Genomic DNA, 16,694 nt, shown 5'->3' with positions numbered 1-16,694 from the left:
GGCCTGTCTGCGTGGAACTTCAGCGATGAGGTGCTGCGCTGGCTTCTTCATGGGAATAGTCTGCTCCTCCTTCGGAGGACCTGCTCATCCCATTTCTCGGTATCAATTCAGTGTCGGTGAGTGCATTGGCGATTTGTCGTCAACCGAGACAGATACGGTACAGTTTGCCGAACACAGGAAAGTTGGAGATTCGATGACCTAACGCGTTTCCTGTTATCTATCAAATCGGGCGAGCAAACCAAAATGAAGTACAAGCTTTTGATGGTAGTAAAGCGGTTCAACTACTCTATCGCTATTGGATCGAGACGGCTACCCCCCTTGAAAGCGAGTCGATCAAGGACGCCTCTCTCGGAGAGAAGTTGCAGGAGGAAGGTCAGAACTACTTCCTTCTCTGCAATCAAGATGTCGCGAAGACCGGCGTCTGACGCATAGCGCTGCACCTGGGCCTGAGTCAGCATGGGCTACGTTTCCTTTCGGTCAGTCATGCGGCGTGCCGTTCCTGCGACGCCGCTAAGCTCTTCTCTTGAAACGTTCACAAAGATCTTCCACTCCTCGTCGTATCCGAGTGCGCGCGGCACTGGATGATCTTCTGGCGAACCTAACCAAGTTCTGCGGCTTCGCGCCGCTACTTGGAGAACACGCGCGCGTGCCCCCGGGGGGAAGTCCGCCTGAGTAAAATCTGCGAGCCAGCCAAATCTTCTTGCTAGAGCACCCGCGGCGATTCGTTCCAAGTAGTCGGCTGCTTTTTCCCAGTCGAAGCGACGGCGGGAGGCGGCGGCAAAGACGGACGCAGCCTCTCCGACCCCTCCCGCGAATTCTGGATGGTCGATGCAATCGATCGCTGTCTTCTCTCGATCGGACATCGACACCTCGTGGCCGAGCACATCGATTGGTTGAAACCCAAAGAACTTTTTTTCCGACTGTGTAACGATCTCTACCCTCGAGTCTCCGATTTCGCGTTCGCGAAGACGTTTGGGCGTCACTACGTAAATCACATTGCGGTGCTGGGTCGTTAGTCCGTAGTGCGCTGCTGCGCTACCGAAACCGATATAGTAGCGCTCCGCAATATGACTGGCGTGGGCCAGCAGATTGCTGTTGCCGAGAGCTTCAGGGCCGAATTCGGGGGGAATCAATAAATAGCTGCCCCAGGTTGCACGCTCCAACCATCCCTTGCGACGGAGCGAAGCGATGACATGATCCGCTGCTTTGTCGGTATTTCCCAGCATTTTGGCAACTTCGGAGCGCGTGGTCTCCCGCCTTCCGCTCTCGGTGAGAGTCAGGACGATTTTGCTTTCCTGTGTCGATAAAGATCGGGTACGATTCATACGCAATATCCTGTAACGAAACCCCTCCTTATACGGTGTTTCGATGCAAAGAATAGCCAATTCGAAGGCGACTGTCCACAATAGTGTTTCATAACCCTCCGAAAGAGGGGGTTTCGTTACACAAAATGGATAAATGGCCTCTGCTGAGCTGTACCGAGGTGTATCTTGCAAATCTGCTGCCTGACGATCAAAAACTTTCGAGGGATCAAGAACGCGACGATTTACCCGCCGCAGCACGCCGTTCTCTTGGGTGATAACAATACTGGGAAGACGACCATTCTCGAAGCTATTGATCTTGTCCTGGGGCCGGATAGGTTGAACCGCACTCCGCCGATCGACGAACATGACTTCTATCAGGGCAAGTATCTGGCTGCCACGCCAGTGCCCTCTGCCCCAGCGATCCCTGCGCCGCCCGCCGCCGTAGATGCAAATCTACCTCCGGCCATCCCAGCTCCGTTCGTGACGTCTGCCGAACCTCCCAAGATTGAGATCGAAGTGACAATCAGTCACTTGACTCCGGAGCAAAGGGCGAAGTTCGTCGACTATGTAGAGTTTTGGGATTCGGCAAAGTGCACTCTCTACCAAATCGCGCAACCAGCAGGTGTCGACGCCGCCACGATCACGGAAGCCCTGCGGGTGACGTTCATTGGATGCTACGACGCGGAAGAGGACGATTTCGAAGGGAAGACCTACTTTACGCGTAGCTTGTCGGAAAGTCCTACGCCAGTCTCGTTCTCCAAAAAACACAAGCAGATCTGCGGCTTTCTCTATCTGCGATCATTGCGGACCGGTTCTCGCGCGCTCAGCCTCGAACGAGGCAGTCTGCTCGACATCGTTCTGCGGTTGAAAGAGGTCAGGCCGCAGATGTGGGAAGACACAATTGCAACCCTGGCCTCATATTCGGTAGCGAGCGATCCAAACTTGGGACTCTCAGGCGTTTTGGAGAGCATCAACGAGTCCTTGAAGCGCTATGTACCGAAGGAGTGGGGCATCAAACCTCACCTCAAAGTATCGAGCCTCACACGCGAGCATCTGAGGAAGGTCATTACGGCCTTTATCGCAACCGGTGAAGGCGAGCACGCAGCGCCGTTCTTCCGCCAAGGCACCGGAACCATCAATATGCTCGTGCTTGCAATGCTGTCCCAGATTGCGCAGGATAAGCAAAATGTGATCTTCGCGATGGAAGAACCAGAAACCGCGATTCCACCATACGCGCAGAAACGTATCGTTCACGAGATTCGAAAGCTCGCTTCCCAAACTCTCTTCACCTCGCATTCCCGCGCACAGCGAAGAGCGTCGCTATGTCTTCGCCTACGACGCGGACACCATTGCGGAGCTCGAAGACGCTATGAACAACCAACTGCCCACAAGGAGACCATGCCCATGATGCCATCCCTGGCCGACCGCCTCTACGACAGAACTGCGTTGCGCTCGCTATCCGACGAAGTCATTGCGTCTCTTCGCTTAACGGATAGCGACAAGAGCAGGATGCGTGGCGCATGCAGGCATCTCATGGATGCGCTCGATCGCTGTCCGGGGATCACGCTTCAGCAGCGATGGCACGACTTCGAAAAGACTGTCTGGCCTCGATGGGCCAGCAACATAGACCGGCCTTGTACGTTGTGGACCTGGGGCGCACGCGTTCTCGTTCCCGCCCGCATCGTAGTTCCTAGCATGGAGTGGCTCCGTGAGCTACGCGTCAACCAGTGGATCGTACGCTTTCCCGAAGACGATGCCCTCGTCCAGCAACATCGGCTGCTGCTGGATGCGACAGCAGACATTCGATGGGCGTCGCCGCACTCCCGGCATCTCGCCGTATCGAGCGGACTGCGCCTGCTGCTGGTTCGCGGCTATACGACTCTCAACGATATTCAGGATGACGACCTCAAGCAGCTCGCCCGAACGATCATATAGCTTCGTCGTTCGCGGGCTGTCATGTGCGGCGATGGCTTGCGCTCCTTCGATGCTGCCGCCCTTCAGCAGATAAACCGTAATGCCCGTGGCCCGGAAGGTGTGACAATTCGCCTGGTCGCCCATGTCGGCGGCCGCGGAGCGGCGCTTGACCATGCGAAACACATCGACGCGGCTCATGCGGCCGTCGCCGAAGCCACGCTCTTTTGTCATCGACCGGCAAAGTGGCCCCTTGGCCGGGGTGCCGAGCGCAGCTAGGTAGGCGTCGAGATATTCTTCCGCCTTGTGATGGACGGGCACGGCGTGATGCTTGCCGCCCTTCTCATGCAGCCGCAGTCACCATCGGTTGCCTTGCTGGTAGTAGTCGCCGGCGTCCATGGCGACGACGGCCGAGACGCGCGCGAAGCTGTAAACCATGATCCCGAGCAGGGCACGGTCGCGCAAGCCGGAGGGCGCCGATATGTCGATGCTGTCGATCAGCTGGCGCGCTTCGTCTCGCCGTTCTGAAGATCCTAGGCACAAGCCACTTTCGCCCAGTTTCACTCAGGAACCATTCCACGCAGCCCACAAGATAGGGCATTTGGCCGTGCTAGCTGAACAGCTCGTAATCCGGATCGCTTGAGAGGGGTCGGGTCTTTCCCAAATGAACATACCTCGCAGGATGTCCTAAATTTAGGGTGACAGCCAGTTCAAAGAATGGGATACTGACTATCCTCCCTACCAGTTGTTCGCTTATCCACTTCGGAGCTTGATATGCGTCTACGCCTTGTTTGTCCGCTGTCCTTCTGCCTGTATTTTGCGTTCACTCTGTCCCCAAACCCAGTCCGCTGCGAATCTAAGACAAAGAAAGATGCCACTCGAAAGGCGGGTGTACAGGCCACGCTTCCGGAGATGATCAGCTATGAGCGGATTGCTCAGTTAATGGATGGGATGTTCGAGGATGCGGCCGGGATACAGGTGGATGCGCTTATTCTGCATCCCACGAACGCAAATACGTCGACCCTAGACGCAATTCAACAAAGTCTGCAGGTAGGCGCCTCTTACAACTATCTTGATGCGCTGCAGAACGGCGTCAACGCGAAGCTTTTCGAGGCCAAGGCGAATTCCCAGGTGAGCCTGCTGAATCAGTGGACGGCAATGCAACCGCAGCTCTTTGATGCCACGGCAGCAGCCAGTGCGACTCAGAAGACTTTGGATGATCTCAAGGCGCAGACCGACCCGCAGCCAAGTGCTGACGACATCGCGAAGGCCACCGAAGCCAACCGGGTTGCACAGGCTAACAAACAGGGTATTAAAGACAAGATGGACGCCATTAAAGCAGGCCAGGGGGATTTTACCTTTTCGACACAGACCCTTTCGGCGGCAAACTCGTCTCCCGCTACGACACCACCTGCGACAACAACCGTTAGTAACAACAAGCTCCTAGGTACTCCCAGCTTCACGCCGACATCACCCGGGTTGACCGGAGGCACCGGCACGACCGGCGCCACCCTGCCACCAACCCAGCAGATGGATACGCAACTGCGCCTGCTGTGGGAGCGGATGATGCGTCTGCTGAGCACGATCGGGCAGCCGGACAGCGTCAAAGGCCAGACGCTTGAGATTCTCCGCTTTTACCCGAGCATTACCTACGTCGATAAAGACACGACAACCCTAAAGCTCGAGTACGCAATCAGTTGTGAGGGTGGTGGCAAGCCAACGGTGCTGGATGTGTACCCGCGCACCTCGCCGGTGAATATTCTAGCGGAGAAATTCAAGGACAGCGGGTTTAGCCTGGCTGCGGCTTTCGGGTTCGGTGCGGCCAATGCTTCGGCGGCTTATAACCACGAACACCTGCAACTGACTAATGCAATGTCACAGACTTCGTACGTTACCGGATTCGGTGCCAACTCCAATACGTTCGGCTGGCTGCTGGGCAAGACTCCTGGCGATGACACAATCGCCACCGGTCAGAAGGAGTTTTACGCGTTGGTGGCGATTCCCAGTGGTTGCACTGGCAACACATTTACGGTGAAGGTCAACCGCATAGTCTGGCAGGGAGCAAATGGAAATGCGCTAACGTCAGAGTCAGTTAATGATACAAAGACCTCTTTTACCACGGGTGGACCTACCAAGGAACCTACTACACTGACGTACTCGCCGAATGACGGCTCGTCATTCGTTCCTGTCAGCGTATATCTCGACCATCCCCTGGATTCGCAGGCGCGAGTACTGGTGGATGGTGAAGTGCTTTTTCGCGCGCGGGACAACTTTGCACGCGCGACTGCGGCCCCCACCGGTTTCAGCAACACCGGCCTGTTTGAGAAGCAGGATGCGTCGATGGATGGCGGCCAATGGTCGCGCACCGATGAGAACCGGCTCGTGATCCTGCTCAAATCCTCTAAGTATGCGTCGCGCTTCCCGGAGATCGTTATTACCTCTCCGACCGATAGCGCCATATCTCTGTTGGATTCGATCGAGAGGCCTGTGGTGGCCGGTTATCAGTATCAGTGTGGCAAAGGGATGGCCAGTTGCCGCGGACTGTTGCCTCCGCTAAATTTCTCGTCTGCTGCAGCATCGCGCGGGGTTGTGCGGCGATGGGAGGCCGGTTTCAGCGCGTCTGCCTCCGATGACCGCATCCTCATCATGCTGGACCGCGACAGGCCGACTGGAAACTCAACGGCTGCAGATGCGCCCGGTTATCTAGTCACATCGAGTCCCGGTTATCTGCCCTGGGGACCACAGCCACGAGTGCTGGCTCTCAATCTTGAAGGTGAAACGCTGACTGCCGCGTCTCTAAAGAACTGCAGGGCTCAGGGGGTTATCCTGTCCTGCCAGACCTGGAGCGGCTACGGCAAAGGCGGGTATCGCATCCGCGTGTACGACGATCAACACCTGGCGAGCGACCAGCGGTCCACCAATGCCGTTCAGGCGGACCTGACGCTGCAACCTGAATCAATTGAAGACAGGAAGCCGATTCTGGAATCGACTCCATTGCCCATTGTTATACCTGCCCTGGCGGGAAATGATCCCGCCAGCGGAACCTGGAACTTCGACTATCCGATCTATGGCAAAAACGAGATCACCGTAGCACTCCGCAACTTTAGCGGCCAGCTTCTTTACACCGACGATGCCCGGTACGCTGCCAACAAGATTGGAGCCGCTCCGCATATCAACAACTGTGATTCTTCGAACCGGTGCCATCTGAAGTTCACAATTTTCTTCCGTGATTTGCCGGCACTCGACGATCACATGGACTTCGTCTTTTATGAGAGGGACCCCCGAACTCCAGCAGCGGATCCGATTCCTATTGGCAGTACGCAGCTTGTCAGTCTCTACACGTCTCTGGCTCCTCACCTAACGAACGTCGATACCTCTGCCGACATCAGGCTCACGGGAACCAACCTATTTCTGGACAGAGTGCGCTTCGGCAACGGAGGCCCGATTGCCGAACTGGAGTGTGGAGACGCAACCCGAACCGACTGCAGAGTGGTTGGCATTCCCACAGTCAAGGAGCCGGCGTGGGTTTACCTCTATAGCCCAAAGGTTTCTTTTCCCTTGCCACTGACGCTAAACGGCTCGACCGCGGACTGGAGGTATGTGCCGCCACCGAAGCCGGCTGGTGGCATTGGTGCAGGGGCCAAGGCACATGTTGCCGTTGCCGCGATTCCAGAAAAGAACAATGTGCCGCCACCTAAACCCACCGCTGATAAATCCCGGCAGCCGACCGTAATTCAATAATCTGGCAGTCCTTTTTAAGGTATCGTAAATGAATCCACACTTGGACTGAGCCTCGGGCGGCGGGTGAATCCTCGTCTTCTACTCTTCAACAAGCGCATTTGCTCAATTGAGCTAACTTTTCAATGAATAGTGCAGTAAATTTCAATTCGCTTGAGACGTTGGACCAAGAAGACCTCCTGAAGCTAGTCAAGAGCATGATCAGCGGCGGCGTCTTCCTGAATTTCCACGGAAAACGTAGCGCGATGGAGATCGCCAAGCGAGTGCGCCCACGTGTCACGCGTCGGATCACCGAACTGCATTGTGGAACTCCAGAGCAACAGAGCAAAAACATGATCATCGAGGGAAGATCTCGACACCTGGATTGGATCCTCGTGGGGTACCCGGCAAGAGATTTCTGCAATTGATTGCAGAGATTCAACCCTGCACTTTGGGGTATGCGCTCACGCTTGAACTCCGAGCGAGGATGGTCGGCAATCGGGAAGTGATCCATTGAGCGAAGTGGTAACTGCGGATTGATGTCGCGCTGGGGTATAGTCCAACCCTACGTCCGACGGCCCGGGGAAATGATGTCGTAATAGAGTCACTTTCCGAGTTATCGGACAGGCAAGGACGAAGGTCAAAGAGTCTATTCGGACATCTCGGCCCGGTCGAACGCGGTCCGATCGCTGTAGATCGAGAGATGTACTGAGCTGAGCCGGCATGCTCGGATCTAGAGCGGACGTATACGCCTTCGACTGACCCCACCAGCTCACCGCTGGTCTCGTGCTCTCTAAAACGCCAATGTCGCTCACGAAACTCCCGAGTGGTCAGCTACTCCTCAATAGCTACGATCAGGCTTCGGCCCCTCCGGATGATGTGGGTCGGCAAAGGGGTGTAAGGTTTGGATTGCCCGTCATCCGGAAGCTACGCCGACTCGCGGCTCCGAAGCTTTTCACGGAGGTGCTTAACGGCGTCAGCCCGTGCGTGTCCGGAAGACGGTGATCCATTAGCGTCCCTGAGCCGATCACCCATTGGAGCACCGCTAGGTCAGCACCACGATCTTTCCACCCGCTTTGTTCTCCTCCATGCAGCGATGCGCCTCAACGATCTCGTCAAGGTGAAAGACTTTGCTGACCTGGACGTGCAATGTGCCTGCTGCGATCTGCGCGACCAGATCATCGAGGGGCGTCCGCATAAAATCTTCCGATTCGCCGGCATAGGTGGTCAGGCTGACTGCAGTCGGGATCGCCTCCATTGGGGCGAAATCATCGAAAGACCATTTGTTGCCGACAATACCCGTCATGCAAACGATCCCGCGCTGTTTGGCGCAACGCAGCGAATCCTTCAAGGTCGTCGTGCCTACCAGTTCGAGCACTTTGTCGACACCCCCGGCGCAGACTTCTCTGACCTGTTCGGCGATCGAGCCGGTATCAATGAACACCTGATCAGCTCCACTCGCCAGCAGCAGCTTATTGCGTTAGGGGTTGCGAGTCGTAGCCGCGACGAAGGCGCCGTGGTTCTTAGCGATCGCTGCGGCTGCCAACCCGACGGATGTCGTGCCCCCGCGGATTAGCAGACGTTCGCCCTTTTCGAGACGAAGCGACTTGAACAGCGAGCCCCATGACGTCTGCAGCATCTCCGGGATAGCGCCGAGCGTCTCCCAGGCGAGTTCGGTCTTAATGAGCTGCACCTGCTTTGCTGGCACGCAGGTATATTCGGCGTACCCGCCGTCGAACTGCCGCCCCATGCCGCCCATCGCGGTCGCGACGATATCGCCCTTGCGCAACTCGCTTCCTGCCGCCTCTTCCACAAGTCCGACCGCTTCGATGCCCAGGACGCGCGGGAACTTGACGCCGGGCGAATGGCCTTGCCGGGTAAACAGTTCTGAGCGGTTGAGGCCGAATGCCTTGATACGGATCAGCACCTCGCCGGCCTGCGGGGTAGGGATGGGGAGGCTCTCAATCTTGAGAACCTCTGGCCCACCTGCTTCGTGAATCACTGCGGCTTTCATCGTAGACATTTTCCGTTCCTCTGTTCTCCCCATACGGGGTAAGAATCCGACGTCACTGTTCCTTTTGCGGTGTGCGTCGAACAATCATTCCTTATCGTCCCATCGGACGTAAATGAGAGCAGTGCGCACATGACTTGGTAACCAAACATCAACACCAGCTAGGCGGTTAATCCAGCGAGGTTGAAGTTCTTTAACGGAGTCGTCTACGACCTTGTCCAAGAGCACCTTGAAGATTAGGAATTCATTGTCCGGTCCAACCACCTTTGCGGTTCCAGACCAGACAGCAGTTTGGTCCATGTTATTGTGGACCCGCTTGACCGTGTTGTAGACGTCCAGGGTGAACTCTTTGCTAATCTCAACATCTTCCCTCGTACCTATGCTGGTAAGATGCCCGCCTACAAATGTGTCGAACTTGTATGCGAGGAGCTCATCGAATACCTTGAGGTACTGATGAAAATTCGTCGTAATATCGAATCCCGAGAAAGGAGCATAGCCGGGAGTCACGCAGTCAACGGCCATTAGGAATTTGGCTTTGGGGACATAGATGAAGAGATCGCCTTCATTCGAATGATACTCATGGCGGGTGAGTTCGACAGTGTGACCTCCAAGCGTAAGCGTCTTCGTCGTTTTGAACGTTTCGTTCGGTAGCAGCCGATTCGGATCATTCATCTCTTTTAGAAAGTCGCTGACAGTATCGAGCGAGACGATCTTGAGATCTTTGATGTTCTTGAACGCAGCCGATCCCCCGATATGATCTTTATGTGCGTGGGAGTACACGAGCATCTTGATCGGCTTGTCGGTCACCTTCGCAATTTCCGACGGAATACTCTTTCCGAAGCTTGCTGGAGCATCAAAGACAATGACTCCTTCATCGGTTACGAGGAATGCAGACTGCCACCCGTTATCAGAGATGACGTATACACCTCCCCCAACATTGTGAACCGCATATCCGATCTTTGGATCGATCTTCCACATCTGCGCCTTCACCGAAGGCAAAATAGGAACATACTTTCGCAAGTTCTCTGGTGAGTCCTCCTGTGACGACTGAGCCGAGACGTGAATGCATAGGGCAGAAGCAAGTGCCAGAAGATACATAAGCTTTTTCATTGGTAATTTTCCTCGTGACTGAAGCGCACCGGGGCACGCCAGTTATGTAACTGGTTGGCTTCTGATTGCCGTGCTTCGGTATCGATTTTTGTTGAGATACTGAAACGCAACCAAGCGGGCGGCAGTCTGCAGCCCTGGGGACGATTAGTGTTTTGGCGGATTCGTGGTGGAGAAGCAGTAGCGCGCAATTTTCCAGGCGTCGTTGATCTTCTGAAACACGAAGAGTTCCTGATTTGCCTCCGGGCTGCCGTCGCCTGTCGCGTTGACCTTGGATGTTCCGGCCGAATTGGTGCGCGCGATTGCCCAGTCGGGGGCGATCTGGAGGGCTTCGGCGACCTTGAATTCCACTCTCAGCGTGATCGCTTCGAAGACGGCGAGATATGCCTTCCGCACAGCGTCGGCTCCAACGCTGGATGGAAAATGCTGCGGCATGAATACGCCGTCGGAAGCGTAGAGCTTCATCACAGCATCGGTATCGGATTGGTTCACCGCATCTTGATATTCCGTCAATACAGCGGCAACCGCCTGTTCGTTTGCATTCATCGTTTTCCTCCTTGGTATTGCGATGCCTTCAGAAAGGACTATAGCCTTATCCCGTATGCGCGATAAGCGGGGTAAACTAAGAATCATCTTTCCATAATTGGAATAATGGCCATGGACCTTAACTCACTTACTATTTTTGCCAAGGTCGTAGAGGCGAACAGTTTTTCTGAAGCGGCGCGCCGCCTCAAGATGCCGGTCTCAACCGTCAGCCGCCGCATCGCTGAACTGGAGGACCAACTCGGTGTTCGGCTGCTTGAGCGTTCGACCCGCAGCCTGCGGCTTACCGATGTAGGTTCCGAGGTTCTGGAGCACGCCCAGCATAGCGCGGAACTCAGCGAAGCGGTCGACGGCATTGTCTCGAACCATCTGTCGAACGTCTCAGGTACGCTGCGGCTTTCGGCGCCGCCCAGCATCTCCGACTCATTGCTTGCGCCACTGGTCGGCGCATTCCAGGCATCCTTTCCCAACGTCCGCATCCAGATATTTATCACTGAACGGATAGTCGATCAGATCGCCGAGGGCGTCGACCTGTCGTTCAGGGTAGGAGAACTCGAGGATTCGGCACTCGTTGCGCGCAAGATCCTGACCTACCGGCATCAGCTTGTCGCGAGCCCTGCCTACCTGGAGAAGTGCAAGCCTCCAAGATCACCACGGGACTTGCTCGGCCACCGGCTGCTCGCGTTCTCATTTTGGAAGCCGGAGAATACCTGGCACTTTACTCACATGAACGGAAAAGACAAGGAAACCCTGACTTTCCAGCCTTACCTTTCAATCAACGAATACTCCGGTCTTGCGACCGCGCTGCTCGCCGGCACCGGCATCGGCGATCTTCCGCCGATAGTGCAGCCAGAATTGCTGCGCGACGGGCGCCTTGTTGAGGTGATGCCGAAGTGGCACTTCCGCATCTTTAATCTTTCGGTGGTTCACTTGGGCAACCGGTACATCCCTCGGCCGGTGCGCGTGTTCAAGGAATTCGCGGTGCAAATGGCGCCAACGCTTTTTCCATCGCTTCCGACTTAAGGGCGTCGAATCCGCAATGAGTTTTCTCTTTGCTGTTAACGCGGCCCCCAAGCGCAACCGAAATTCTGTCGAATGACGAGAACCGGGCTTTGCGTGAACTGGCACCCCACTAGCCGCCCGTAGTCGGGAAGCGGATTGTTCCTGGATTGTCGGGGGCATCCGGTAGTTGCCGGTCCTCTATTCACAGTTGATGCTAAATCGACTACTCAGTGAGTGCCTCTGGCGGCAACCTGCTTGAGCAAAGCCTTATTCTGCACGGCCCATTCGCAGAGCAATGCGACGGCTTCGGCGAACTTGTTGCCGGCTGGCGTGAGGCTGTAGTCAACATGAGGGGGGACAACTGGATGAACCAGTCGGTTGGGCAGTCCGCGGAAGCCGAGCTCGATTCGGTGCTTACGGACGCGAATGGCGTTCGCCGAGCCTACGCGATTCCGCCCGGGGCACTCCATCCTGAGCAGGAAAGTAGGCAGCGCAAGATCGCGGAGCGGGTATTGCCGCCTGCCTTCAAGGACTTGCTAAGGGTGACGAAGGAGCCGTTTGTGCAGGCCATCATGGACTTGGCCTGTCCGCAGTTGGTCTTCAACCGCACGATCCTGATGGGAGATGCTTCTTTCGTGATCCGGCCACACACGGCGGCAAGCACCTCGAAGGGCATTGCGAACGCCTTCACGCTTGTGGGAGAACTGGCCGGAAAGCAGGAATTATCCGAATCGCTCGATCATTGGAAGCGGTCGGAGTTCGATCGAGGCCAGCGACTGATGAGCTATGGGCAAGGTCTCGGTAGGTCGCAAGGTCGCTAAACAATCAAAGGAAACGGGAGATCGATCAACGGCACCTGCTCGCGCCTTGACTCCCGCAATGCACCAGGTTGTTCGATAGTATGAGTTTTAGGCTCAATCATCAGGTTCTCTATGAAGAGACAGATCTGCTCCTACGATATGGTCGCTGTTCCTTCGAACTCCTACACGGTCACGGATGCGGAAGGAGAGATGTACCTGTGCAACTCGCGATGTCTTTGCATCTGGGCGGTGATGCTCGTAACGAAACATAATTTGCCGGAAAGCGAGCGAGACCGCTCCTTTGTGGTGACTAATCCCGTTGGCAAAAAGCGCAGCTTGGACAAACTGATGGATCTTGCTCAATGGGCCGCTGCCAACGCATTTGGCAAACCTGAAAGCGAGTGGTTGATGAACGGGCGCGATGTTGAATAACTGGATTTGGTGGGAGTATAGAAGCCGCTACAAGGGTTTATCTTTATCTAACTAGAGCAAGTGGAGATTGTGAATGATTCATCCAGGACTCGCGGCTTTAGAAAAGTGGGACACCATCGAATACGCAGCCCGGCTATCGGGCACGTCTAGCTGCGATACCGGATTCAGAGATCGCACATCACTGTTGGCGTTGTGGCTGGGAAGACGCCGATACGGAAGCTCTTGAATTGGATCGGCACAAACGTGTCTTGGCCGATGGCGGGGAAGATGAGTACGCAGAGACAGGGGGCCTGCTGTTCGATGCCGGCGGCGATGCCCGGGCGAATGGAATTCCATTCGATGAGGGCCGTACGCAACCCTGGAAAGAAGGCTGGATCGCCGCGGACATCAATGTTGGGCTGGCAGGCATTGAAGACTAACCCGTCGAAGACCGGAATACAGCGGGCGCTGCATTGTCGATGCGGACGCGAGAAGATCCTTGCGCTCGGTCTTTGTGCAACCTGTTACACCTTGAAACGGCAAGACGACGAATATTTTGGTGGTCTGCGAGAGCAGGTCCTGGAGCGAGATGGTTATTGCTGCCGTGTTTGCGGAGCTTCGGGGCGACGCAAACGTTCCATCGTTGTTCATCATCGCGTACCAGGAAAATCCTTACTCCATCTTATGATTTCGCTTTGCCCTGGGTGTCATGCGAAAGTGGGCCGCACAAGGGTCGTTATTTCACAGATGCCACCGCTTCTGCTCGAATTGTGGCGCGAACAACACCCGCTCGGCCATGAGCAAACCGCATTAGTCTTTAAGACTAATTTTCCAGCAGCTAAAAGCGCGCCTCTGTTCAGAGAAATCGCTCAACAGGACGCCACTCCTTCGAAGACTTCCTGTTAATCCAAACACACATTGATGTAGTTATCCTTTATGACAAACGGCTTCTCCAAGGCGAGCAGAACAATGGCTTACGAGCCGTAGACCCTATGGACCAGCGAAAGTAGCGTTTCGCTGCTCGGCCACGAGATCGTCAACAGCAAAGCGGAGTCTTCGCGGACTTGGATGTCATGCAAGATACCAGGTGCGAGCGTTTGTATTTGCCCAACTCGCAGATGCTGCGATGCTGCGGTGTCTCCTGTACTTCAGGGAGTATTGAATTCCTTGCCATACGAGTCCATAGATATTCGCCCCAAGGCTAGGGAAGTCCCAGATACTGAGATAGCTTGTTCTCTGAATCGCCTATCGAGCGGGCCAGGCTGAGTTTGGCGAGATTATACGCAAGCAGCGAGGTGATCGAGTCCAACTCTGCCGTAGCGACCGTCTGTTGCGCCTGTGTCACTTCGACAGAGTCTGCAATGCCACTCTCAAGACGTTGGCGAGTCAAATCCAGATTTTGCCGCGCAACCTTTCGGTTGCTCTCCGCTACTTGTAGCTGGCTGGTCGCCGCCTCGAGATCGAGAAAGGCGTTCGTGACATCACTTTGGATACGGCCTTCCACCTCGCTCAGCTCGGCACGACGCTGGTTGAGGCTGGCCTTCGATTGCTCGATATCGCCCTCGGTCTTTCCGCCCAGCCAGATAGGGACACGCAATGTTCCGGTGACGTTATAAGTGGCATATGCTTGCGCCGGATTGACCCCGATCGCCCCATAGTCGGCGGACACAGAGAGTGCCGGGAGACGTTCGGCAACAGCGGCAGCATGCGCTCGCTGGGCCGACCGGGCAGCTGCATCCGCTGCCTTGAAATCCGACCGCGTCGTAAGCGCGGCCTTCAGAGCATCCTCGACCGTCAGGGAAGGTGCTGGGGAATAGGGAACCTTGTCGGCCAGTATGAGTTCCGAAGTCGGGGCCAAGCCAATGAGTCGGGCCAGGTTGATCTTCTGTTTCGCGAAATCGGTTTGCAATGTGATGACGCGTTGCTGTTGGGTCCCCGTTCGATCGAAGGTGGCGGCAAGGTTTCTTATGGTTGTAATGTCCACCTTGATCGAAGGTGCTTTTCTCCCAATGGCAAGCAGCTCGTCTGCAACCTCGTGAGCTCCGGACACTTTAATCCGAGAGTTGGTCGCAATTTGCCTCAAGGTGCCCGAGTAGACTTGTCCCCTTGCACCGATGCCGCTTGGACCACCGGTCACGAGAGCGGTCTTTCCAAGGAGCGGGATGGCGATTGGGCTGCCCAGAGATAGTTATCAGGACGTCGAAGACTGTTCGTTCATGGCGATCAGTTTCCTGGTATTTAGGCAAAGTGTTAATTGAGAGCCCAGCGGCCACAAGATAAACTGTTTCAATGCATTTCTGATACGGCGGAGTTTATCCCGCGGGTTGTCAAATCGCGAACGAGATCGACCTCGTGCTGACGATAGGGCGTTCCGTCATTGCGGAACACATCGTGAAACCAAATAGTTGGTTGAATGAGGACATACGGCCGCTGCCACGAATCCCATGGAAGATATGTCTGTGTCTTGCCGGCCACAAGTCCCCAGTTTATGGCTGCAACCTTATAGTGCTTCGCGATCGGCAATGACTCGTCAAATGTCGATCCCGCCCCACGAGCCATGTATTCTGTGCATAGGATTGGCCGATGCAGATATTGTAACTCCTTGATGCGCCCTTCAAACTCCTCTGGCCATCCGTAGTCGTGAAAGCTGATAATATCGGATTCTGTCAGTTGGATCTGGGTCGTTAGGGTTTGATGAGCAGGATCGCTCCAATCACCTTTCCAAACGCCACTCGTCAATGGTTGGGTCGGACCTGCCGAGCGAGCCCACGCAAAGGCCTTGGGAAGAAGTTCGTTGACACGCTTCACTTTTGCAGGAACATCCGCGGCTAAGTCGCCGCCAGCGTTATCTGGTTCGTTCCAAATGTCCCAACCGAGAACGCGATCGTCCGTTGCGAAAGCTCCCACGACTCCAACAACGTACGCTTTGAGCTTCTGTTCATCTTCCGACGTAAGCAGCCGCTCTTTACCTGGACTCTGTACCCACCCTGAATTATGAACGCCAGGTATCGGAGGATGTTGCGGCCCGAGGTGTGGAGTTGTCTCCCAGCAGGAGTCGAAGAGCACAAGCAGTGGTCGGATGTGGTGCTTGGCTGCTATTCCGAGGAAGATATCGAGACGCTTCTTGAAACCCTCGGAATCTTGCTCCCAGAGCTGGTCTTGCAGAAAAACTCGCGCCGTATTCATCCCAATCGATTCGGCCAAACCCAACTCATGATCGTTTATCACCGGATCAAAGGTTGCGGCCTGAAACATCTCGAGCTCGTTGATCGCGTTCGAGGGAATGTAGTTTACTCCGACGAGCCACGGCTGTTGTGCGTACCACGCATTCGCCCTTTGCTGAGACCAATGTTGAGATGCTTGTTGAGAAGAAGCGGATATCGGAAATGCCGTTGCAAGAAAACCCAGGGCGAACAGACGTGACAGTATCATTCAATGCCCTCGAGATCTAAGTGATTGTCTGTGATAGTCGTGCCGGAAACCTCGCTTGGAAGTTTTTACTGACAGTATGTGAAGCATCGCGAGGAAATTCAAGATTGCCCTCCCTGAACATAAATTGATTGCAGGGAGCGATTGCGGGCCACCGCTCATTCATTAGTCAGAATTCCGGTGAAGGTCTTGTGCCCATTGATGTGCTGACTGTGCGCACCCGTAGTCTTGCGCAGCGTATTGAGAACGTTTGCAGATAAGGATATGTTTGAATCAGAGGGTTGCTCAGCTAAAGTGTACGGACATTGTCTCCTCTAGCCGATGAAGCTATGGACGACGCGTAGGGTGCCAGATTAGATTCGTTTCCGAACATGAAATTATCCGATCCTATTCAAGGTTCAATTCAGGCTTGCTAGTCCTCCGGTTCAGATTCCGGACCGGCGGATCCCTTGTAGAGAG

At 55.2% G+C, this 16,694-nt stretch carries 17 protein-coding genes and 2 pseudogenes; 8 read left to right on the top strand and 11 right to left on the bottom strand.

The annotated features are described in order from the left end of the window. Nucleotides 1-281: 281 nt before the first annotated feature. Both HDF10_RS20500 and HDF10_RS21550 read right to left on the bottom strand, forming a co-directional pair. Nucleotides 282-458 carry a hypothetical protein gene (locus HDF10_RS20500; protein WP_183816848.1) on the bottom strand — a complete coding sequence of 59 codons (177 nt, stop codon included), beginning with the start codon at nucleotides 456-458 and terminating at the stop codon, nucleotides 282-284. 3 nt (nucleotides 459-461) lie between these two features. Continuing rightward, the gene (locus tag HDF10_RS21550) at nucleotides 462-1,406 is read right to left on the bottom strand and encodes a type IV toxin-antitoxin system AbiEi family antitoxin (protein WP_183816846.1); all 945 of its coding nucleotides are present in this window, start codon (nucleotides 1,404-1,406) and stop codon (nucleotides 462-464) included. An 84-nt stretch (nucleotides 1,407-1,490) separates the two neighbouring features. Here HDF10_RS21550 and HDF10_RS21610 point away from each other — a divergent pair. Together HDF10_RS21610 and HDF10_RS20490 are read left to right on the top strand one after the other, a co-directional pair. Then, nucleotides 1,491-1,625, top strand: a pseudogene (locus tag HDF10_RS21610) (AAA family ATPase); the annotation flags it as partial. 15 nt (nucleotides 1,626-1,640) lie between these two features. Continuing rightward, on the top strand, nucleotides 1,641-3,239 hold the full coding sequence (locus tag HDF10_RS20490; protein WP_260178053.1) for an ATP-dependent nuclease: 1,599 nt from the start codon (nucleotides 1,641-1,643) through the stop codon (nucleotides 3,237-3,239). Nucleotides 3,240-3,284: 45 nt separating this feature from the next. Here the strand turns inward: HDF10_RS20490 and HDF10_RS21545 are convergent. Both HDF10_RS21545 and HDF10_RS20485 read right to left on the bottom strand, forming a co-directional pair. Beyond that, a pseudogene (locus tag HDF10_RS21545) lies at nucleotides 3,285-3,536 on the bottom strand (site-specific integrase); the annotation flags it as partial. A gap of 36 nt (nucleotides 3,537-3,572) precedes the next feature. After that, a complete protein-coding gene (locus HDF10_RS20485; protein ID WP_183816852.1) occupies nucleotides 3,573-3,779 on the bottom strand; it encodes a site-specific integrase in 207 nt (68 codons plus the stop codon). A 348-nt stretch (nucleotides 3,780-4,127) separates the two neighbouring features. Here HDF10_RS20485 and HDF10_RS20480 point away from each other — a divergent pair, with 348 nt between their 5' ends. Both HDF10_RS20480 and HDF10_RS20475 read left to right on the top strand, forming a co-directional pair. Continuing rightward, nucleotides 4,128-6,956, top strand: coding sequence for a hypothetical protein (locus tag HDF10_RS20480; RefSeq protein WP_183816842.1), 2,829 nt, complete (start codon nucleotides 4,128-4,130; stop codon nucleotides 6,954-6,956). 122 nt (nucleotides 6,957-7,078) lie between these two features. Beyond that, nucleotides 7,079-7,360 carry a hypothetical protein gene (locus HDF10_RS20475; RefSeq protein WP_183816840.1) on the top strand — a complete coding sequence of 94 codons (282 nt, stop codon included), beginning with the start codon at nucleotides 7,079-7,081 and terminating at the stop codon, nucleotides 7,358-7,360. 617 nt (nucleotides 7,361-7,977) lie between these two features. On the opposite strand, the gene HDF10_RS20640 is transcribed toward HDF10_RS20475, so the two are convergent. The 4 genes from HDF10_RS20640 to HDF10_RS20460 form a co-directional block, all read right to left on the bottom strand. Further along, nucleotides 7,978-8,397, bottom strand: a complete 420-nt coding sequence (locus tag HDF10_RS20640) for a zinc-binding dehydrogenase (protein WP_260178058.1) — start codon at nucleotides 8,395-8,397, stop codon at nucleotides 7,978-7,980. A gap of 15 nt (nucleotides 8,398-8,412) precedes the next feature. Further along, nucleotides 8,413-8,955 (bottom strand): alcohol dehydrogenase catalytic domain-containing protein, encoded by a 543-nt coding sequence (locus tag HDF10_RS20635; protein WP_221271937.1) that lies wholly within the window; start codon nucleotides 8,953-8,955, stop codon nucleotides 8,413-8,415. A gap of 75 nt (nucleotides 8,956-9,030) precedes the next feature. Then, nucleotides 9,031-10,053 (bottom strand): MBL fold metallo-hydrolase, encoded by a 1,023-nt coding sequence (locus HDF10_RS20465; protein ID WP_183816838.1) that lies wholly within the window; start codon nucleotides 10,051-10,053, stop codon nucleotides 9,031-9,033. Between the two features lie 144 nt (nucleotides 10,054-10,197). Continuing rightward, nucleotides 10,198-10,596, bottom strand: coding sequence for a YybH family protein (locus HDF10_RS20460; protein WP_183816836.1), 399 nt, complete (start codon nucleotides 10,594-10,596; stop codon nucleotides 10,198-10,200). 105 nt (nucleotides 10,597-10,701) lie between these two features. Between HDF10_RS20460 and HDF10_RS20455 the strand changes: the two genes are divergently transcribed. Beyond that, complete coding sequence (locus HDF10_RS20455) at nucleotides 10,702-11,616, top strand: LysR family transcriptional regulator (RefSeq protein WP_183816829.1); 915 nt, start codon at nucleotides 10,702-10,704, stop codon at nucleotides 11,614-11,616. Between the two features lie 206 nt (nucleotides 11,617-11,822). On the opposite strand, the gene HDF10_RS21540 is transcribed toward HDF10_RS20455, so the two are convergent. Then, a complete protein-coding gene (locus HDF10_RS21540; RefSeq protein WP_406706884.1) occupies nucleotides 11,823-11,969 on the bottom strand; it encodes a winged helix-turn-helix transcriptional regulator in 147 nt (48 codons plus the stop codon). Here HDF10_RS21540 and HDF10_RS21535 point away from each other — a divergent pair. The 3 genes from HDF10_RS21535 to HDF10_RS20435 all read left to right on the top strand — a co-directional run bounded on the left by HDF10_RS21535 (nucleotide 11,943) and on the right by HDF10_RS20435 (nucleotide 13,246). Further along, the gene (locus HDF10_RS21535) at nucleotides 11,943-12,416 is read left to right on the top strand and encodes an FAD binding domain-containing protein (protein WP_406706879.1); all 474 of its coding nucleotides are present in this window, start codon (nucleotides 11,943-11,945) and stop codon (nucleotides 12,414-12,416) included. The genes HDF10_RS21540 and HDF10_RS21535 overlap by 27 nt on opposite strands. 111 nt (nucleotides 12,417-12,527) lie before the next feature. Next, nucleotides 12,528-12,827, top strand: coding sequence for a hypothetical protein (locus HDF10_RS20440; RefSeq protein ID WP_183816823.1), 300 nt, complete (start codon nucleotides 12,528-12,530; stop codon nucleotides 12,825-12,827). 248 nt (nucleotides 12,828-13,075) lie between these two features. Then, a complete protein-coding gene (locus HDF10_RS20435) occupies nucleotides 13,076-13,246 on the top strand; it encodes a hypothetical protein (RefSeq protein WP_183816821.1) in 171 nt (56 codons plus the stop codon). 761 nt (nucleotides 13,247-14,007) lie between these two features. Here the strand turns inward: HDF10_RS20435 and HDF10_RS20430 are convergent. Beyond that, the gene (locus HDF10_RS20430; RefSeq protein ID WP_183816819.1) at nucleotides 14,008-14,943 is read right to left on the bottom strand and encodes a TolC family protein; all 936 of its coding nucleotides are present in this window, start codon (nucleotides 14,941-14,943) and stop codon (nucleotides 14,008-14,010) included. 149 nt (nucleotides 14,944-15,092) lie between these two features. Next, the gene (locus HDF10_RS20425) at nucleotides 15,093-16,061 is read right to left on the bottom strand and encodes a cellulase family glycosylhydrolase (protein ID WP_260178051.1); all 969 of its coding nucleotides are present in this window, start codon (nucleotides 16,059-16,061) and stop codon (nucleotides 15,093-15,095) included. Between the last annotated feature and the right edge of the window lie 633 nt (nucleotides 16,062-16,694).

This window comes from Tunturiibacter empetritectus (assembly GCF_014201375.1).
In the GTDB taxonomy this organism is placed as follows: Bacteria; Acidobacteriota; Terriglobia; order Terriglobales; family Acidobacteriaceae; genus Edaphobacter; species Edaphobacter lichenicola_D.
Note: the sequence above shows the minus strand (reverse complement) of the source record. Positions and strands in the feature narration are given on the sequence as shown.